We start from the raw sequence: 15,490 nt of genomic DNA on the forward strand, positions 1-15,490 counted from the left end.
CAAGGTCGGAAAACGTTCGCGACAATCATGGGTCAAACAAAAGCACGCGTTAAGACGCGCTATCTTTGACGCTCACATCTGTCACAAGTTTATGGGGCTCCTATCCGCCGCCGCGGGGCTCGGGTGTTCTGCGGCTCTGTCCCTATTGTAGACCACCGCGGCGCTCGACACGCCGAGCATCTCCGCCACGTCCTTGCCGGGCATGCCCGACCTCGTGAACGCCACGGCCTGCGCCTTCAGCGCCGGGTCGTAATGGCTCCAAGGCCTGCCGGCCCTCCTCTCGTGCGACGCGTCGCGCTGGTTCAGCCATTGATGCAGCGTCTGGCGCGTGGGATATCCCAGCTTGTGCATCGCGGGCGTCACCGATCCGCCGCACCCCTCGACCATACCGACGGCTCTGCGCTTCTGCTCGTCCGTATAGCTTGGCATTCGCGAACTCCTAACCGGACCGATTCGGTCAACTATTTGTCCGCATCCTCGTACCGTCACTTAACCACAACAGGTCACAAGCGCGTCGCTCTTTTGGTATGGCCGTATTTGCCACAGGGAATTAGCAGGGGTCAGATCATCTGTATCCTAACATTCGGTTTCCAAGCCTGCGCCTTGCACCACTCAATAACATTCTCGGTACGGTTCCCGAAGAACGGCCCGTTCGCGTACTGGTAAAAAACGGAACCGGGCCCGTCGAGGTTCACCTCAACGATCACTGGCTCGTCGTCCTTGTCAATGGCAACATCAAACGCAGCAATACCGAAATGGTGCATCTGCTTGTGCAAGTCTAAGCAGCAATTAACAGCCTTCTCAAAACCGGGCACGATAGCATCACCCAAAATGTCAAGTCCGCTGAGATCATAGCGCTTACCATCCTGGTCGCAATAAAAACCCCGGAGCCGGCCACCATCATCCAAGCCAGCAACCCTCGCCGTCTCGATGCCATCAATGTAGCTCACATCGGTGACCTTTCCGGCCACACCAAATCTAATCGTAGCGTTTGCGAGAAAAGCATCGCCATCAAGGCAGAGCGTATTCATCCGGATAATATTCACCGACGAAGAGTTGAAGTCCGACAGCAAATCAGTTTGCTCGATCAATCCCTGCACGACATAGTTCTCACCGGAACTGGCAAGACGATCTTTTAGCCTGCCAGGTCCGTCAATATCGGAGAGTTCAAGTTTAAAAGCCCCTAATCCCTGGCAGGATCCCAACGAAGGCTTCACGAACACAGCATCTTGCCCGCGAATTGCCTCGTAAGCGCCACCCCAGGTCGTATAAGCAAGAGCCCCATCGACCAGTCTTCCTCCTATACAGGCAAAATGCAATTTCGGAAACGGTGCACCAGAGAATCTCTTGCTGTAGTACGACTTGTCCTCCCAAGCATCCGCAAGAGTGAGATTCGAAAGCCTGGGAAGCAAGTCGAGATAGAACACATCACTAGGCATATAGCGCGGATCGAACTCTCCGTTGACAGCCTTGTAGTGCTCATGCCACTCGAAGCTGGGTTTCGACCAAACCCCTCCCCAGAGCATTTCTACCTCGCTCTTCTCAGCAGCAGTAAGGGGGGCACGATTTCTCGGCGCAGCCCAATGAGCGCGGCGTCGCGCTCTAAGCAACTCAACGGCTGTGGTTTTAATCGACATAGATTACTCCCTTCAGGCAGTGTTACTAGGGCGTTTTCTTTCTGACAAGAGGGTTCAGCAGCTCGACTATCTTCTTACGAAAAGCTAAAGCTAGGACAAGCACGACAACGATAACGCCGATACGCAGCCATAGCCAGCCGAACAAGAGCTGGGTCACGAGAATCAAAGCGACAAACCCGCAAGCAAGCACCATAAGCTTGGCGAGTGAAAGCGGATAATCGCCATTCATATGAATCCTCATCGCGCGGCGGCAAAGGAAAAGATGGCCAATAACAAGAAGGCCATAGCAAGCCAGAGTTACATAGCTGGCAGCAATGTAACCGAACTGCGGAACGAGCAGGGTGCTCGCAACGTAGTTGAAGATAGCTATAAGGACGGATACAACAGGGATAGGGATGGTTTCCTCGAAATAGTACTCAACGGTGATGAGGATGCTGAAGAGCATAATAAGAACCGTACTCGCGGCGATAGGCGCGATTGCGTAAACGCCCCCCTGGTATTCCGCCGGAGCAAAGATTTGCATAACCTCGGGCGAGAACAAAGCGATAAGCCAACAAGATACGCCGACCAGCGAGATAAGGAGCGCGCCGACGCCGGTTGATTTGAAGCCCTTGGAACCCATCCCCTGGTAGAACCAAGGACGATACGCTTGATCAAGAGCGGAGTAAATAAATACAGTCACCGAGCCAACGGAGAAGGCGACGGAATAAATTGCAGCTTGCGATTCACCGACGGTCCCGGAGATAATTACCCTATTGAGCTGCTGCAGCGCAAGGGTTGCAAACATCGAAGGGATGAGGGGGAGGTTGAACTTAAGCGCGTAAGCCCAATATTCCCTGTTGAAGAATTTACGACTCTTGCGAAGAATCGAGACAAGCGGAATCGCATAGACCAAGCACATGATCACGACCTGGCACACGAGCGCCGCCGCGGCCTTATCCTCAGACAAGAGGATAACGGGAACGGAAGCAACGGGGACGGCAACGGTGAGGACAAGGGTCAATGCCACAACGCCCTTGTAACGAAACTCGTAGCGCAGACGCTCAGCCCAAAACTCGTAGCACGGGCTGATAAGACAGCGAACAAAGAGGAGGAAGACAAGAGGAGCCGCTAAGCCGAGTGCATCCGCCCAGAATCCGGGAAAAAGCAGAAAAGACGCAATGAAAATAAGGGTTGAGACCCCAGAAAGGCCTAGCATAGCCGAGGAAAAACCATCCCTGTCATCCTCGTACTTGAGCATACCGTTGTTGAAAACATAGTTTGCAAGCCCAAGCGAGGTGAAAACGAACAGCATGGCATACCACGACTGAAACACCGTGTACGTACCGTACGCGGTCGAGTCCATGATGCGAGTATAGAGAGGCACGACGACAACGCCGATGGCCTTTTGGAGAATCCCACACACCGCATACCAAATCGAAGCTTTTGCCGCCGGTGAGAGCTCTCTGTACTTACATTTTAATACCGCTAAACCAAGACCCATCTTTGCCCTTTGCAGTTGTTATCGAACCTTGCCTTGAACACAATCACAAATTCCATGGTAAAGGCTAGCCCCGAATCTATGAAACTTATCCCAGCCGCGTTTGAATCCGTTATCGCAAACGGAATCCAGCTTTTTCGAGAAAACCCAGCGAGCGCTTCGCGGGAGATTTACGGCATTGGCCCTTGCGGCATCAGCAACATCGCGATAATAAAAAGGGTAGACCAGCCTGAACACATGCTCCATACGCCACATGAGAATATCGAACTGCCGAGACGTATAGTCGAAGCCAAAGTCCTTCGGCGCCCCCCCTGCAGCCAGTATCTCAAGAATCGTACGGGCGCACTTCTCGCAGCGGCAGCAGTTCCTCCCCGACTGGACGTGATAGCACACGCGCAGGCTCACCTTGCACGCTGACCCCCTCGCGTACCGCACGATAGCGTCGACCTTGCCCTGCCTGGTGAGCTCGTACCCGTCATGGAATGCGCGGCACCCAGCCACGGCAAAGCGATTGTCTATGGTGGGGTCGGAGGCGCAGACATAGGGCTTGTCCATCTCCGTGTTGGAGCTGGCGATGTAGATACGTGGCGCTTTGCAGGCGTAAGCTAATGGAGCCGCGAGGCCAATAATAGCGATTCCGTGCTGCAGGTTATACCACCAACGATAATCGCATGCGACCATGAGTGAGGAAGTGTCAAGAGCACGATAGGCGATCATATCTCTAAAGTTGCTTCTAACGTAAGAATAATCGAGCCCATAGTCCATAGCGACAGAGGACGAGTGCTCGTCAACAACCTTCCAACCGGACTCGTTCCCGCAGTCGACGTCGGCGCCCCAGACGGTGACAAGATGAGGCTTCTCGGAAGAATGCCGCGCAAGCGTGCACCACGCATCGACCCCGCCGGAGAATAGCGAGAGCGGCGAGCCGCCCTCGTTGGAATACGAATTATCGATGATCTCGTCAGCAGAAAAGGTGCCGCTAAGGGAAAGGTCGACGACCATATCGTCATAACCGCGCCTGATCTCTGGCACGGCGTCGTAAAAGCTCTTATCGATCGCACGAACCCGCAGCTCGCAGCCGAAGACCCATGCGAACGGCAGCAGGTTAGCGACAGCAGGCACCACCGCGATGGACTCGGGCACCTCCCCGGCGTCTGGGCACTCGAACCAGAACTCCTCGGACCGGAAGAACGGTTTAAGGCCCTCTGGTACGCTGAAAGGAACAATGTAGCGAACGCCCTTCAGAACGGGTCTTCCTATATCTATCGTACCGCCCACAGAAAGGGCACAGTCAGCCAACAACAAATATATCAATCTCCTCGTATATCCGCGTAAAACTCGACGTTTGGGGACAATTTTAAAGATTGAATCAGCTCCAGTCTTCGCCGCCCACCGCAAGCAACAACGCTAATTCCCACAAACACCTTGAAACCTTCCGTAAGACTAATGCGCTCTGCCGGCAATGAGATCTCTTGCTCCGTGATACAGCCCAGCGCCAAAATCATGAAAACTGCCCCATCCACGTTTAAAGCCGTTATCACAAATAGAGGCGAGGTCATCGGAAAGAACCCAGTGGGCGCTCCTTGGAAGGGTTATACCGCGTTTCTTAACTGCAGCGGCGATATCGTAGTAGAACTCTGGATAGACCAACCTGAACACGTGCTCCATCCTCCACATAAGGATGTCGAACTGCCAGGGCTTGTAATCGAATCCGTAATCTCCTGGAGAGCCCCCCCCCGCCAGTATCTCAAGAATCGTACGGGCGCACTTCTCGCAGCGGCAGCAGTTCCTCCCCGACTGGACGTGATAGCACACGCGCAGGCTCACCTTGCACGCTGACCCCCTCGCGTACCGCACGATAGCGTCGACCTTGCCCTGCCTGGTGAGCTCGTACCCGTCATGGAATGCGCGGCACCCAGCCACGGCAAAGCGATTGTCTATGGTGGGGTCGGAGGCGCAGACATAGGGCTTGTCCATCTCCGTGTTGGAGCTGGCGATGTAGATACGTGGCGCTTTGCAGGCGTAAGCTAATGGAGCCGCGAGGCCAATAATAGCGATTCCGTGCTGCAGGTTATACCACCAACGATAATCGCATGCGACCATGAGTGAGGAAGTGTCAAGAGCACGATAGGCGATCATATCTCTAAAGTTGCTTCTAACGTAAGAATAATCGAGCCCATAGTCCATAGCGACAGAGGACGAGTGCTCGTCAACAACCTTCCAACCGGACTCGTTCCCGCAGTCGACGTCGGCGCCCCAGACGGTGACAAGATGAGGCTTCTCGGAAGAATGCCGCGCAAGCGTGCACCACGCATCGACCCCGCCGGAGAATAGCGAGAGCGGCGAGCCGCCCTCGTTGGAATACGAATTATCGATGATCTCGTCAGCAGAAAAGGTGCCGCTAAGGGAAAGGTCGACGACCATATCGTCATAACCGCGCCTGATCTCTGGCACGGCGTCGTAAAAGCTCTTATCGATCGCACGAACCCGCAGCTCGCAGCCGAAGACCCATGCGAACGGCAGCAGGTTAGCGACAGCAGGCACCACCGCGATGGACTCGGGCACCTCCCCGGCGTCTGGGCACTCGAACCAGAACTCCTCGGACCGGAAGAACGGTTTAAGCTTATCCGGTACTGTGAATGGGACCGTATAGCGTCCATCTTCCAAAACGGGCGAACCGAGTACTATATTATTTGCGTGACCATTATCGTCTATTGGCAAACTCATTATAGCTGTCCTCTCAACACTAGCGGAACTGGCCCAAAAAACGCTCTATCTCATCAACGGGTATGCGAATATCCGTTGCACTCTCTCCGAAAATCCAATCCCCTAGCTTTTCAATCTCATCGCGCTCAAGAACCGGTATGTTGAAATCTTTATGCATCTCGCGAGCGCGGTTATCAATCGCGATAATCAGCGAACGCCTGCCATGCTGGAGTGCTCGAATACCACCGTGGAGCCTAGTTCCCACGTAATCCGCATCCTCCTGATTGAGGGCGGCGTCAAAAGCGTCGAGTGTCGAAGGTATAACCTCGCACTTAGCGAAGGAGGGCAAGCTGGCTGCATAGCCTCGATCCCCGTTGCCTTGCATCCATAATGAGACCTTCTCGTAATTGTGCACCAACGTGGAGAGCATTCGCTCATCGCGCTCAGGGTCCTGGTTGTAATCAGTTAACGTGGCAACAACGTTAGCCGCCTTCGTCTTAGGAAGCCCCGCGCAATAATCAGGCGTGAAGCCCCACATAGTCGCGCACCCAGTGTTCAAGACATTGGTAATACCCATCTCCTCGAGCTTCTTCTTCGCATATTCATCCCTTACCGAGTGGAAATAGCGATCGCTAAGCAACCTGCGATACAGAAGCCTAGAATATAAATCTATGTGCTTCTCGTACGTGTGCCACCCGCAACCAACAAGCACAGCGTCATTAATCTGAAACGTATCGAACACAGAAACGTCCCACTGTCTAAATCCAAACAGCATTCCCGACTTGAGCAAATTGGAACCAAGTACGAAAGTTAACTTTGAGTCATTAAGATATCTCTTATATCGAAAAGACATTTTTTGATGGGATGAGACATGAAGAACAAATTCATCCGTAAACAGTGGCCGAAGCCATTTGCACGCGCTGGTTGAGATGATTTCATCACCGATATTTTGACTGGCGAGTGCCGGGTCGAACAGAACGACCTGGTCTTTATGACTATGACCAAATAGTTTTTCCATTAGCTCAGATTCTCTTTCGATATAAATAGAATGTTTTAGATTATGGTCTCAGAAGCATTGGAGCGCTTGTCTTGCGGTTTGTTGACGATAGCGGCAACCACAAGCGCGTAAAACGGTCCGTAAAAGTTGAAGAAAGAAGCATCCGCAGTGCTCAGAATAAGCAGATAGAGCGGCACCATACCGTACGCAGCAAAGCGTACATTTCCCGTTTTGGCATCATGGGAAATAGATTTGAACAACTCAACGAGAAGAATCACCAGAACAATCAGACCCAGAATGCCAAACTCCGCAATGACGGCAGGCCAAAACGAATCCGAAACAAAGCAAGGATTGGTCGGCCAAAGCCCCCATACAATATTGAGGCCGTACTCGAAATATAGCGGAGAGTAGTATACGCCTGACATATATGTCGCAAAGGTGGCAAAACCAGAACCCAGCGGAAGCGACCTAAAAGCGATATCTAGACCATCCCGCATAAGAAGGGCACGCGCGCTAGTCGCATCGAAGAAGTATAGCTGGATTTGATCCATCGCCAAGAATGCAGCGCCAAAGCCTAAAAACAGAAAGATAAACTTGGACGGTTTCCTGTCGTCACGCTTCGCCATCCCATAAAACAGAAAAAACAGCACGATGAAAACGAAAGCGATAGCCTTAGCCCTCTGCGATGCCAGCAACAAAACACATGCGGCCAGAATCCAAAACCGGTTCGGTCTCGAACCTACGAACATAAGCGCGATGAAACCGACACAATAGGCGACCAAGTTTGTCGGGTGGCTAAAGACAAACTGGTAGCAAGGGACTCCGAACATCACTCTGCCCGACCCCATGTGCACGATTCCGGCAAGATGAAGTACAAAGCCGAAAAGAGCCGCGGCAAGAAACGCCTTGCCGATGAACTGGAACGCCCTTAAGCAGTTATCTCTACCGCGCAAGATGACTCTTGCCGCCAAATACGAAACGAAAATCTTCACGCACGTAAACATGTCAACAACGATTGCAAAGACGCTATCTTGATATCCGTACGCGACGTTGCCTAACACCCCAAGAATACAAATCAAAACAAGGCAAACGATTGCACGTCTCTCGTGGGCTCCGATCTTGTTCCTTCTTCTTGTCAATAACGCCCAGGCGGCCAAAAGAATCGCTGCGCATTCGTCGGCATAGGAAAAGACACCTCCGAATGAGTAATCAAGAATGGGAGCAAATAATAGGCTCAGAAATAGCAATACGATAGCAATATCAGAGAGCACAGGCGACTTGTCGCTGGAGTCTACCATCATACCTCCTCAAGAACACTATCGTAAATGGCTTTCAGCTTCTCGCTATAAGGGCCAAAAGAGTGAAGATAAGCACGTTCCTTACTGACAGCGCCCATAGCAGCAAGCGTCTCGGGCGCACTTAAGATTCCGACAATCGAATTTGCAATCCCATCAGCGTCGCCGGGAGTGCAGAGGAGTCCGTTCTGCCCATTGGTGATAAGCTGCGGCAATCCTCCGACTTCAGTCGCTACAATCGGTAGCCCCAGCCCCATGGCCTCAAGAACGCACATGGGCATACCCTCACCATAAGAGGGCAGAAGGAACAGGGAGGCACGCTTTAGCATCTGAGTCTTTTTGATACCGTCAACCCAACCAACAAGCTCAACCTGCCGGTCAATGCTGCGCCTGTGAAGCTCGCGCGCCAGCTCCTCCTTCATGCTCCCATTACCACAAATCAGAAAATGCGAGTCAGGAACCCTCTGGAGAACAGATTCGCAGATATCTGGAAGCAAATTGCACCCCTTAATCTGCTCAAGCCTGCTCATAAACACAATCGTTTTAGCGTCCCAGTCAGGCCAGAAATCCTCTTCGTAGACAGGCGTGAAGTTCTCGAGAACAGCTAATCGTTCCACAGGCACGACGCTCGCAAGACAGTCGCGCCATTCGTCAGACAGAACGATAACTCTATCGCAAAGGCCATAAACGCTTTCGATAGTTTTTTTCTTACTTTGCGAAGCGTTAAGGTAGAAAGCCTCCCAATCATCGGAGTGTATTAAGTTAACAACAGGAACGCCCCTTTTAGATGCAAGCTTTATAAAAGGGATGGATCTGTCAAAGCTTGCGCCGAAAGCCGAATGAATGTGCACCAAATCATAGTTGCGCCTGTTCAGAGAGCCGAGGCATCTGCAGTACGCCTTACCAGCAACAGCAATCTTCCCAGCAATCCCAAGATCGGCATGTGTGACGATATGGTCAAAAGAGTAGTTTTTGGGCCGAACAGACTCGGCATATCCTTTCACCACAGTCCCAATGCCACCTTTTGACTCTGGGCTAGTGCCCAGCATGCACACTCTTCTATTACCCATGCCTATAGCTTCTTCCAAACCATCTTGTTCACGATGCCGGTGTAGCTCTGCACGAGCTTGATCACCTTGGTGGCCACGTTACGGTCTGCATAGGCGGGCACTTCCACGCCGTCATCGCCATTAGCGTGCATGGCCACGGCAAGGTCCACCGCCTGCAGCACCTGCTCCGCCGTGATGGAGCCCACACAGAACACGCCCGCATCCATGGCCTCGGGGCGCTCGGTGCTCGTGCGCACGCTCACAGCTGGAAACTTGAAGTACGACGCCTCCTCGGGAAGCGTACCCGAGTCGGAGACGACGCACAATGCGTTTCTCTGCAGCTGGTTATAGTCGAAGAAGCCCAGCGGCTTGTGCTTAATCACGCGCGAGTCGAACGTAAAACCGCGCGCCTCAATCATCTTCGCGCTGCGCGGGTGGCAACTATACAGCACCGGCACGTCGTAAGTCGCAGCCATCGCGTTCACGGCGCCCATCAGGCTCATGAAGTTGGCCTCAATATCGATGTTCTCTTCGCGGTGAGCACTGAGCAGAATGTAACGCCCAGCCTCAAGGCGCAGGTCGTCCAGAACGGTCGACGCCTCGATGTTCGGCAGCACCCGGTCCAGTACCTCCGCCATGGGGCTGCCCACCACGTAGGTGTTCTCCGGCTTTACGCCGGTATCCAGGATGTAGCGGCGGGCGTGCTCGGAGTAGCACAGGTTCACGTCGCTCGTCACGTCCACCACGCGGCGAATGACCTCCTCGGGCAGATTCTCATCCTTGCAGCGGTTGCCCGCCTCCATGTGGAACACGGGGATCTTCAAGCGCTTAGCGGAGATCACGCATAGGCACGAATTCGTGTCGCCCAGAACCAGCACGGCGTCGGGGCGCTCGGTCGCGAACAACGCGAAGGACTTCGAAATCACATTGCCCATGGTCTCGCCGAGGTCTCCGCCCACCACGCCCAGATAGTGGTCGGGCTCGCGGATGCCCAGGTCGTCAAAGAACACCTTATTCAGCTCGTAGTCGTAGTTCTGCCCGGTGTGCACAATGGACAAGTCGAAGTACTCGTCAGCCTTTCGCACCACCTCGGACAGCTTGATGATCTCTGGGCGCGTGCCCATGACCACCATCAGCTTCAGCTTGCTCATATTTATATCACCTCGTAGTGGGGATAGAGTTCCTTGTGCGCCCGCACCCAGCCAGCCATTTCGCGAATCTGCTCGGGATAAGACTTGGGGCGGTACGTAGGCCCGAAATTCGTACGCATCAGCGTTTTGTCCAGCTGAAGGCCGGCGTCGGGAATAATCTCGATTCTCCCGCCGCGTAGTTCGTCATTGAACAGCTCTAGCAGCTCGCACTTGTTTATCGAGCCCTCGGGCACCATGTTCACCAGGCCGTGCGCATCTTCAGCCGCTTCGTGCTCCATGGCCTTGGCCAGCTCAAGCGTCGTCAGTCCTGTCCATATCGCACCGGTGAAGCCCTTGATGGGCCCAGGCTGTTGCATGAACCAGTTCAGAAGCCCTATGCCATTCGGGTTCATATCCGGCCCCACAATGGAGTTGCGAAAGGTCAGATTCTTTCCGTCGTCGAGTTCACCAGCTGCCTTAGTGCGGTCGTAAGCACTCACCCCGTCGGGGTTGCTGGCCTCCGTATATGGGCCCGTATTGCCCGCGAACACGCAGTCGGTGCTCATATGGAACACGCGCGCTGAAAGGTCGGCCGTCATGTCAGCCAGAACGTGCGGCAACTCGCCATTGAGCCACGCCGCGTTGGGATTGGTCTCGGCGGCCTTGTTCAACACGCCCACACAGTTTACGACCACATCGTAGCCGTCGCGTACGACAGAGCGCAGCTTCGTCATGTCAGTCACGTCGCCCTCCACCTGAAACTCCAGGAAGGGCAGGTCATGTCGCGCGAAGCCGGTCACGTCGTGGCCCCGCTCCCTCAGGTAGAGGGATATGAGGTGACCAGCCATGCCGGCAGCGCCCAACACCAAGAAACGCATACCTACTGCACCGCCTCGGCCTCGCAGCCCTCGAGCGCCAGCTGCACGTACTCGGCGGTTTTGATTTTGTCGATAGTCCCCGCCAAGTCCAGACGCCTCGTATTGTGGGACGTGTAAGGCTCGTCAGCCTGGGTATGCACTTCGCCCTCCACGAAGAATTTGTCATAGTTCAAGTCGCGCGTATCGGCGTACACGCGGAAGTACTCGCCCATATCCTCGGCGCGTAGGCGTTCCTCACGAGTCATCAGCGTCTCGTAGAGCTTCTCGCCGTGGCGCGTGCCGATAACGCGCGTCTCAGTGCGACCAAACACCTCCTGTACCGCCTCAGCGAGGTCGCCGATGGTCGAAGCCGGCGCCTTCTGGACGAACAGGTCACCCGGGTTGGCGTGCTCGAAGGCAAACTGCACCAAATCCACCGCCTCGTCCAGGTTCATGAGGAAGCGGGTCATGTTTGGATCGGTCACGGTCACGGGCTCGCCCGCGCGAATCTGCTTGATGAACAGAGGGATGACCGAGCCGCGGGAGCACATCACATTACCGTAGCGCGTACAGCAGATGGTGGTGCGACCAGCGCCGTTGCGGGCGTTGGCGTAGATAATGGACTCCATCATGGCCTTGGATTTACCCATGGCATTGATAGGGTAGGCGGCCTTGTCGGTGGACAGGCACACTACCTTCTGTACGCCCTCGGCTATAGCAGCGTGCAGCACATTGTCGGTGCCGATCACGTTGGTCTTCACTGCCTCCATTGGGAAGAACTCGCAGGAGGGCACCTGCTTCAGAGCAGCCGCGTGAAAAATGAAATCAACGCCGTGCATAGCATCGCGCACGCTCTGAGCGTCGCGAACGTCACCAATGAAGAAGCGAACCTTGCGCGCAAGCTCGGGGCTGCACTCCTGCAGGCGGTGGCGCATATCGTCTTGCTTCTTCTCGTCGCGGCTGAAGATGCGGATCTCCCCGAGATCGCTCTCCATGAAGTGCTTCAACACGGTGTTGCCGAAACTGCCCGTGCCGCCTGTAATCATCAGGGTCTTACCGGTGAAGGCGCTCGTGTCGCGCATCTAACTACCTTTCTGTCCTTGACGCGGTCGCGATGAGAAGCGACTCAATCTCGTCCATGTACCTGTCTTTTGTAAAGTTGGCCCGGAAATAGGCTCTTCCCGCCTCGCCGCAACCTGAGTAAGCCGCACGGTTGTCGATGAAGTCCTCCATGAGGGCTGCAAGGCCCTCGGAGTCGCCCGCCGGGGCTGCCTGTCCGCAGCCGGAATCGCGTATAACCTCGGCAGCGGAGCCGCTAATCGCGGCGAGTATTGGCTTGCCGGCGGCCATATACCCCTGAAGCCTGCTCGGAAGCGTGGAGCTGATCCACGGAGCACGGGGGACGTTCAGGGTGAGGACGCAGGCATCCGCCATGCGGTAAAAGTCGGGCATTTCCTCGAAGGGATGCCTGCCGTGGAAGATTACCTTGCCCTCGAGGCCGTTGTCGCCAACGTAGCGCTCGCAGTCGCCGATTACCGACCCGGTGCCCACGATGTGCAACTCGAAGTCGTCGCGGTGCTTTATGCGGTTCACAGCTTCCAGCACGCTCGGCATATCCTGTAGCCTGCCGATATTGCCCATCACCATGAAGCGAGTCTTGGTCGAAGGCGAGGGGTCTAGGTTCATCGAAAGGTAAGTGTCCTCGGCATACTGAGGAACGTACTTCAGATCGACCGGGTCGAAACCATGTACCTTCTCGAAGCACTCAACATAGGCGCTCGAGTTAGTCGCCACAAAGTCGGCATCGCGGTAGATGTGCGTGCTCGCAGCCTTCACCGCGGGCATCAGGAACGACAGTTTCTTGGGCAGCATCGCCATCACAGCATCGGGCCAGATGTCGGCGCAGTACAGAAAAGCTGGGCATCCCGAGCGGAGTTTGGCGTCCCTCATAGGGGCAGCCATAAGCACCGGGGTGATTTGATAAGCAAAGACAATGTCGAAGTCACCAGGCAGCTCCCGCGCTTTCCGCTTGGCAGCGGCCATGTAGCTGAAGTAATTGCGCGCCAAACCAGCGATGCCGTTCTTGCGGGGAACTTCCTCCACGCGCACGATGCGCACGCCGTTGCGCTCCTGCAGGCGGTTCTTGCCGCCCAAATACTCGTCGGGCACCACGCCCGTCGGGTAGTTGGGTACACCTACGAGCGCAGTCACATCGTGGCCACGCCGTACGAGCTCCTCGCAGACCTCGGTTATCTGGAAGTGCTCAGGCCAGTAGTGCTGGCATATCATCAATATTTTCACGGAGTGTTTCAGCTCCCTTGCGCGGTCAGCACCACGCCAACGGTTTGAACAATCAACTTAAAATCGCTCCAAACGGAACACTTCCTGATGTAAAGCAAATCCAGGTCGACCCACTCGTCGAAGGTAATCGAGTCGCGGTTGCGACGGGTTTGCCAGTAGCAGGTCATGCCCGGCTTCACCAGCAACCTTTGGCGCTGGTAGTCGTTGTAGGTCGCCACCTCGTTGGGCAGCGCGGGGCGCGGGCCCACAACGCTCATGTCCGAACGGAGCACGTTGATGAACTGCGGCAGCTCGTCCAGGCTCAGCTTGCGCAGAACCTTGCCAACTCGCGTGATGCGCGGGTCTTCGGCGATCTTGAACACCGGGCCGGTTTTCTCGTTGAGCTCTTTGAGGTCTGCCAGCTTCTCCTCTGCGTCCACGCACATGCTGCGGAACTTCAGCATCTCGAACTCGCGACCGTTTTTACCCACGCGGGTCTGCTTGAAGAACACGGGGCCCCTGGGGTCGTCGACCTTCACCAAAATGGCGATGATGACGAACAGCCAGCTCAGCAGCACTAGAACCGCCGCGCTAAACGCAAAGTCGAAGACGCGCTTCACGAAGCGGTAGGCGATCCGGTCATCGGTCCCCGTAATGGGCTCGTCCCCCAGTTCCGCCTTCAGCTTCTCGGCGCGCTCAAGGCTTTCGCGACGACGCTCCTGCATATCGAAATCGTAGATGGCGCCGCTACGCACGGTCTTGTGGCTGGTCGAGGTTTTGCTGGCCGGCGAGGTTTCCGGCATGGCCACGATGTTGCATTGTTCCCTGCGTCCCCCCGTCGATTCCTTTGCAGCCGTAGCTTCCCCGGTCATTACGAATGCGCCATCCCGTCTACGGGCGCCTCCGACGGCGCCATTGCGCCCGTCTTCAGCATGTGCATCGTCGTTCCGAATTCCCTTTTCACGCTGCTGTCGTTCACTTTTCCCTATCCAAAAGCTTGCCTTGGGTTTTGCTGACCATTTGCAGGCCTGCTTGGGCTCGCACGGTGCGGCCGCCCATCGGCATTTCCAGATACGCTAGGCGCTTGCGATGATTCACCTTGCGCACCCAGTCTTCCCTGCCCTTAAGCGGGCCCTCCACGATCACCAGCTTGCCGTCTTCCATGTAGCCCACGGATTCCCCGACGGTTCGCTGATCTTTTTGGGTGACCTTTTGCACCCACGCTCGTTCGTCTTCGGTCAGGGGGATGAATGCGTTGTCGTTTCCCAGGATCTTGGTGAGGCTTCTCACGCGGCGCAGCTTGTCGGCCAGCTCGTCTACCTGCGACGTCACGCAGATTAGGTAGCCGGGGAACAAACGCTCCTTCGAAGGTATCCAGGTGCCATCAGGTCGCCTTTTGCCGGTCAGGTACTGCGGGACGAAGCATTCGTCCAGCACGTCGTCGGCTGCCTGCTTGATGTCGTCGCATGCCGTCTTCTCGCGGCCGGTCTCAACTTGCACGACGTACCACACGGGCCGCCCCTTTCCGCTTGGCTCCCTGAATTTTGGGATGGCTTCGCCAGCCCGCCATGGTGCGGCAGGTGGCTGTTGGAAAACGCATTCATTCCCCTGGCGCCAACGAACATCGAACGCGATGTTGTTCAAGGCACCCTGGTATGGTGCAGGCCGCCGCGCCCAGGGCGTGCCGGCCTACGGAAAACGTGCTGATGGGATTTCGCCGCTATGTCGGTGGCACGACATCTTTAGCGATGCGGCGGCCCCGACATGATGCGGAAAACAGTCCATCGGCTTGTTTTCCATCACGCAATAATACACGAGAACGGAATCCTTGTTGTAAAAATGCTGTTACGCCCCCTACATCTCCGCATGCGATGTTCCGAGAGCACAGGTTTCTGCAATAAACGCGGTTTTATGTGGGTCTTTGTGAGAGCCGTTCCACAGCAGGCGCAGGATGCCCTCGGAAGCGGCTCGCGGACTGCGCTTCCGCTTACCCCCGCCGACGTTGTTCGCGTTTCACCTGATAGCGTGGGCGCGTCTGCCCCGCAGCCCGTTTGGGGCG

The 15,490-nt window shown here is 55.4% G+C and carries 14 protein-coding genes; all 14 read right to left on the bottom strand.

Annotation, left to right across the window (positions count from 1 at the left end):
- Positions 1 to 81: 81 nt before the first annotated feature.
- The 14 genes from Q0H50_RS01820 to loaP all read right to left on the bottom strand — a co-directional run bounded on the left by Q0H50_RS01820 (position 82) and on the right by loaP (position 14,943).
- Positions 82 to 429, bottom strand: a complete 348-nt coding sequence (locus tag Q0H50_RS01820) for a hypothetical protein (RefSeq protein ID WP_294418690.1) — start codon at positions 427 to 429, stop codon at positions 82 to 84.
- Between the two features lie 131 nt (positions 430 to 560).
- Positions 561 to 1,637 carry a sugar-transfer associated ATP-grasp domain-containing protein gene (locus tag Q0H50_RS01825; RefSeq protein ID WP_294418691.1) on the bottom strand — a complete coding sequence of 359 codons (1,077 nt, stop codon included), beginning with the start codon at positions 1,635 to 1,637 and terminating at the stop codon, positions 561 to 563.
- 25 nt (positions 1,638 to 1,662) lie between these two features.
- Positions 1,663 to 3,120 (bottom strand): oligosaccharide flippase family protein, encoded by a 1,458-nt coding sequence (locus Q0H50_RS01830; protein ID WP_294418694.1) that lies wholly within the window; start codon positions 3,118 to 3,120, stop codon positions 1,663 to 1,665.
- A gap of 18 nt (positions 3,121 to 3,138) precedes the next feature.
- Positions 3,139 to 4,422: a hypothetical protein gene (locus Q0H50_RS01835; protein ID WP_294418697.1), complete on the bottom strand. Its 1,284-nt coding sequence runs from the start codon at positions 4,420 to 4,422 to the stop codon at positions 3,139 to 3,141.
- A gap of 138 nt (positions 4,423 to 4,560) precedes the next feature.
- Positions 4,561 to 5,844 (bottom strand): hypothetical protein, encoded by a 1,284-nt coding sequence (locus tag Q0H50_RS01840; RefSeq protein WP_294418699.1) that lies wholly within the window; start codon positions 5,842 to 5,844, stop codon positions 4,561 to 4,563.
- Between the two features lie 19 nt (positions 5,845 to 5,863).
- Positions 5,864 to 6,841: a polysaccharide pyruvyl transferase family protein gene (locus Q0H50_RS01845; RefSeq protein WP_294418702.1), complete on the bottom strand. Its 978-nt coding sequence runs from the start codon at positions 6,839 to 6,841 to the stop codon at positions 5,864 to 5,866.
- Positions 6,842 to 6,876: 35 nt separating this feature from the next.
- Positions 6,877 to 8,121: a hypothetical protein gene (locus Q0H50_RS01850; RefSeq protein ID WP_294418704.1), complete on the bottom strand. Its 1,245-nt coding sequence runs from the start codon at positions 8,119 to 8,121 to the stop codon at positions 6,877 to 6,879.
- Positions 8,118 to 9,164: a glycosyltransferase family 4 protein gene (locus Q0H50_RS01855; protein ID WP_294418706.1), complete on the bottom strand. Its 1,047-nt coding sequence runs from the start codon at positions 9,162 to 9,164 to the stop codon at positions 8,118 to 8,120. The genes Q0H50_RS01850 and Q0H50_RS01855 overlap by 4 nt, the downstream gene beginning before the upstream one ends.
- A 23-nt stretch (positions 9,165 to 9,187) precedes the next feature.
- Positions 9,188 to 10,315 (bottom strand): non-hydrolyzing UDP-N-acetylglucosamine 2-epimerase, encoded by a 1,128-nt coding sequence (gene wecB / locus Q0H50_RS01860; protein ID WP_294418714.1) that lies wholly within the window; start codon positions 10,313 to 10,315, stop codon positions 9,188 to 9,190.
- 2 nt (positions 10,316 to 10,317) lie between these two features.
- The gene (locus tag Q0H50_RS01865) at positions 10,318 to 11,172 is read right to left on the bottom strand and encodes a sugar nucleotide-binding protein (RefSeq protein ID WP_294418718.1); all 855 of its coding nucleotides are present in this window, start codon (positions 11,170 to 11,172) and stop codon (positions 10,318 to 10,320) included.
- A 2-nt stretch (positions 11,173 to 11,174) separates the two neighbouring features.
- On the bottom strand, positions 11,175 to 12,233 hold the full coding sequence (locus Q0H50_RS01870; protein ID WP_294418720.1) for a polysaccharide biosynthesis protein: 1,059 nt from the start codon (positions 12,231 to 12,233) through the stop codon (positions 11,175 to 11,177).
- A 4-nt stretch (positions 12,234 to 12,237) separates the two neighbouring features.
- Complete coding sequence (locus Q0H50_RS01875; protein ID WP_294418728.1) at positions 12,238 to 13,452, bottom strand: glycosyltransferase family 4 protein; 1,215 nt, start codon at positions 13,450 to 13,452, stop codon at positions 12,238 to 12,240.
- Positions 13,453 to 13,460: 8 nt separating this feature from the next.
- Positions 13,461 to 14,234, bottom strand: coding sequence for a sugar transferase (locus Q0H50_RS01880; RefSeq protein ID WP_294418769.1), 774 nt, complete (start codon positions 14,232 to 14,234; stop codon positions 13,461 to 13,463).
- Between the two features lie 172 nt (positions 14,235 to 14,406).
- Positions 14,407 to 14,943 carry an antiterminator LoaP gene (gene loaP / locus Q0H50_RS01885; protein WP_114620053.1) on the bottom strand — a complete coding sequence of 179 codons (537 nt, stop codon included), beginning with the start codon at positions 14,941 to 14,943 and terminating at the stop codon, positions 14,407 to 14,409.
- Positions 14,944 to 15,490: the final 547 nt, after the last annotated feature.

It is taken from the genome of uncultured Senegalimassilia sp., assembly GCF_934632265.1.
In the GTDB taxonomy this organism is placed as follows: Bacteria; Actinomycetota; Coriobacteriia; order Coriobacteriales; family Eggerthellaceae; genus Senegalimassilia.

Excerpts from the sequence above, each read along its gene's own strand:
- Q0H50_RS01820 (WP_294418690.1), bottom strand. The coding sequence starts at position 429 with ATGCCAAGCTATACGGACGAGCAGAAGCGCAGAGCCGTCGGTATGGTC.
- Q0H50_RS01825 (WP_294418691.1), bottom strand. The coding sequence starts at position 1,637 with ATGTCGATTAAAACCACAGCCGTTGAGTTGCTTAGAGCGCGACGCCGC.
- Q0H50_RS01830 (WP_294418694.1), bottom strand. The coding sequence starts at position 3,120 with ATGGGTCTTGGTTTAGCGGTATTAAAATGTAAGTACAGAGAGCTCTCA.
- Q0H50_RS01840 (WP_294418699.1), bottom strand. The coding sequence starts at position 5,844 with ATGAGTTTGCCAATAGACGATAATGGTCACGCAAATAATATAGTACTC.
- Q0H50_RS01845 (WP_294418702.1), bottom strand. The coding sequence starts at position 6,841 with ATGGAAAAACTATTTGGTCATAGTCATAAAGACCAGGTCGTTCTGTTC.
- Q0H50_RS01850 (WP_294418704.1), bottom strand. The coding sequence starts at position 8,121 with ATGATGGTAGACTCCAGCGACAAGTCGCCTGTGCTCTCTGATATTGCT.
- Q0H50_RS01855 (WP_294418706.1), bottom strand. The coding sequence starts at position 9,164 with ATGCTGGGCACTAGCCCAGAGTCAAAAGGTGGCATTGGGACTGTGGTG.
- wecB (WP_294418714.1), bottom strand. The coding sequence starts at position 10,315 with ATGAGCAAGCTGAAGCTGATGGTGGTCATGGGCACGCGCCCAGAGATC.
- Q0H50_RS01865 (WP_294418718.1), bottom strand. The coding sequence starts at position 11,172 with ATGCGTTTCTTGGTGTTGGGCGCTGCCGGCATGGCTGGTCACCTCATA.
- Q0H50_RS01870 (WP_294418720.1), bottom strand. The coding sequence starts at position 12,233 with ATGCGCGACACGAGCGCCTTCACCGGTAAGACCCTGATGATTACAGGC.
- Q0H50_RS01880 (WP_294418769.1), bottom strand. The coding sequence starts at position 14,234 with ATGCCGGAAACCTCGCCGGCCAGCAAAACCTCGACCAGCCACAAGACC.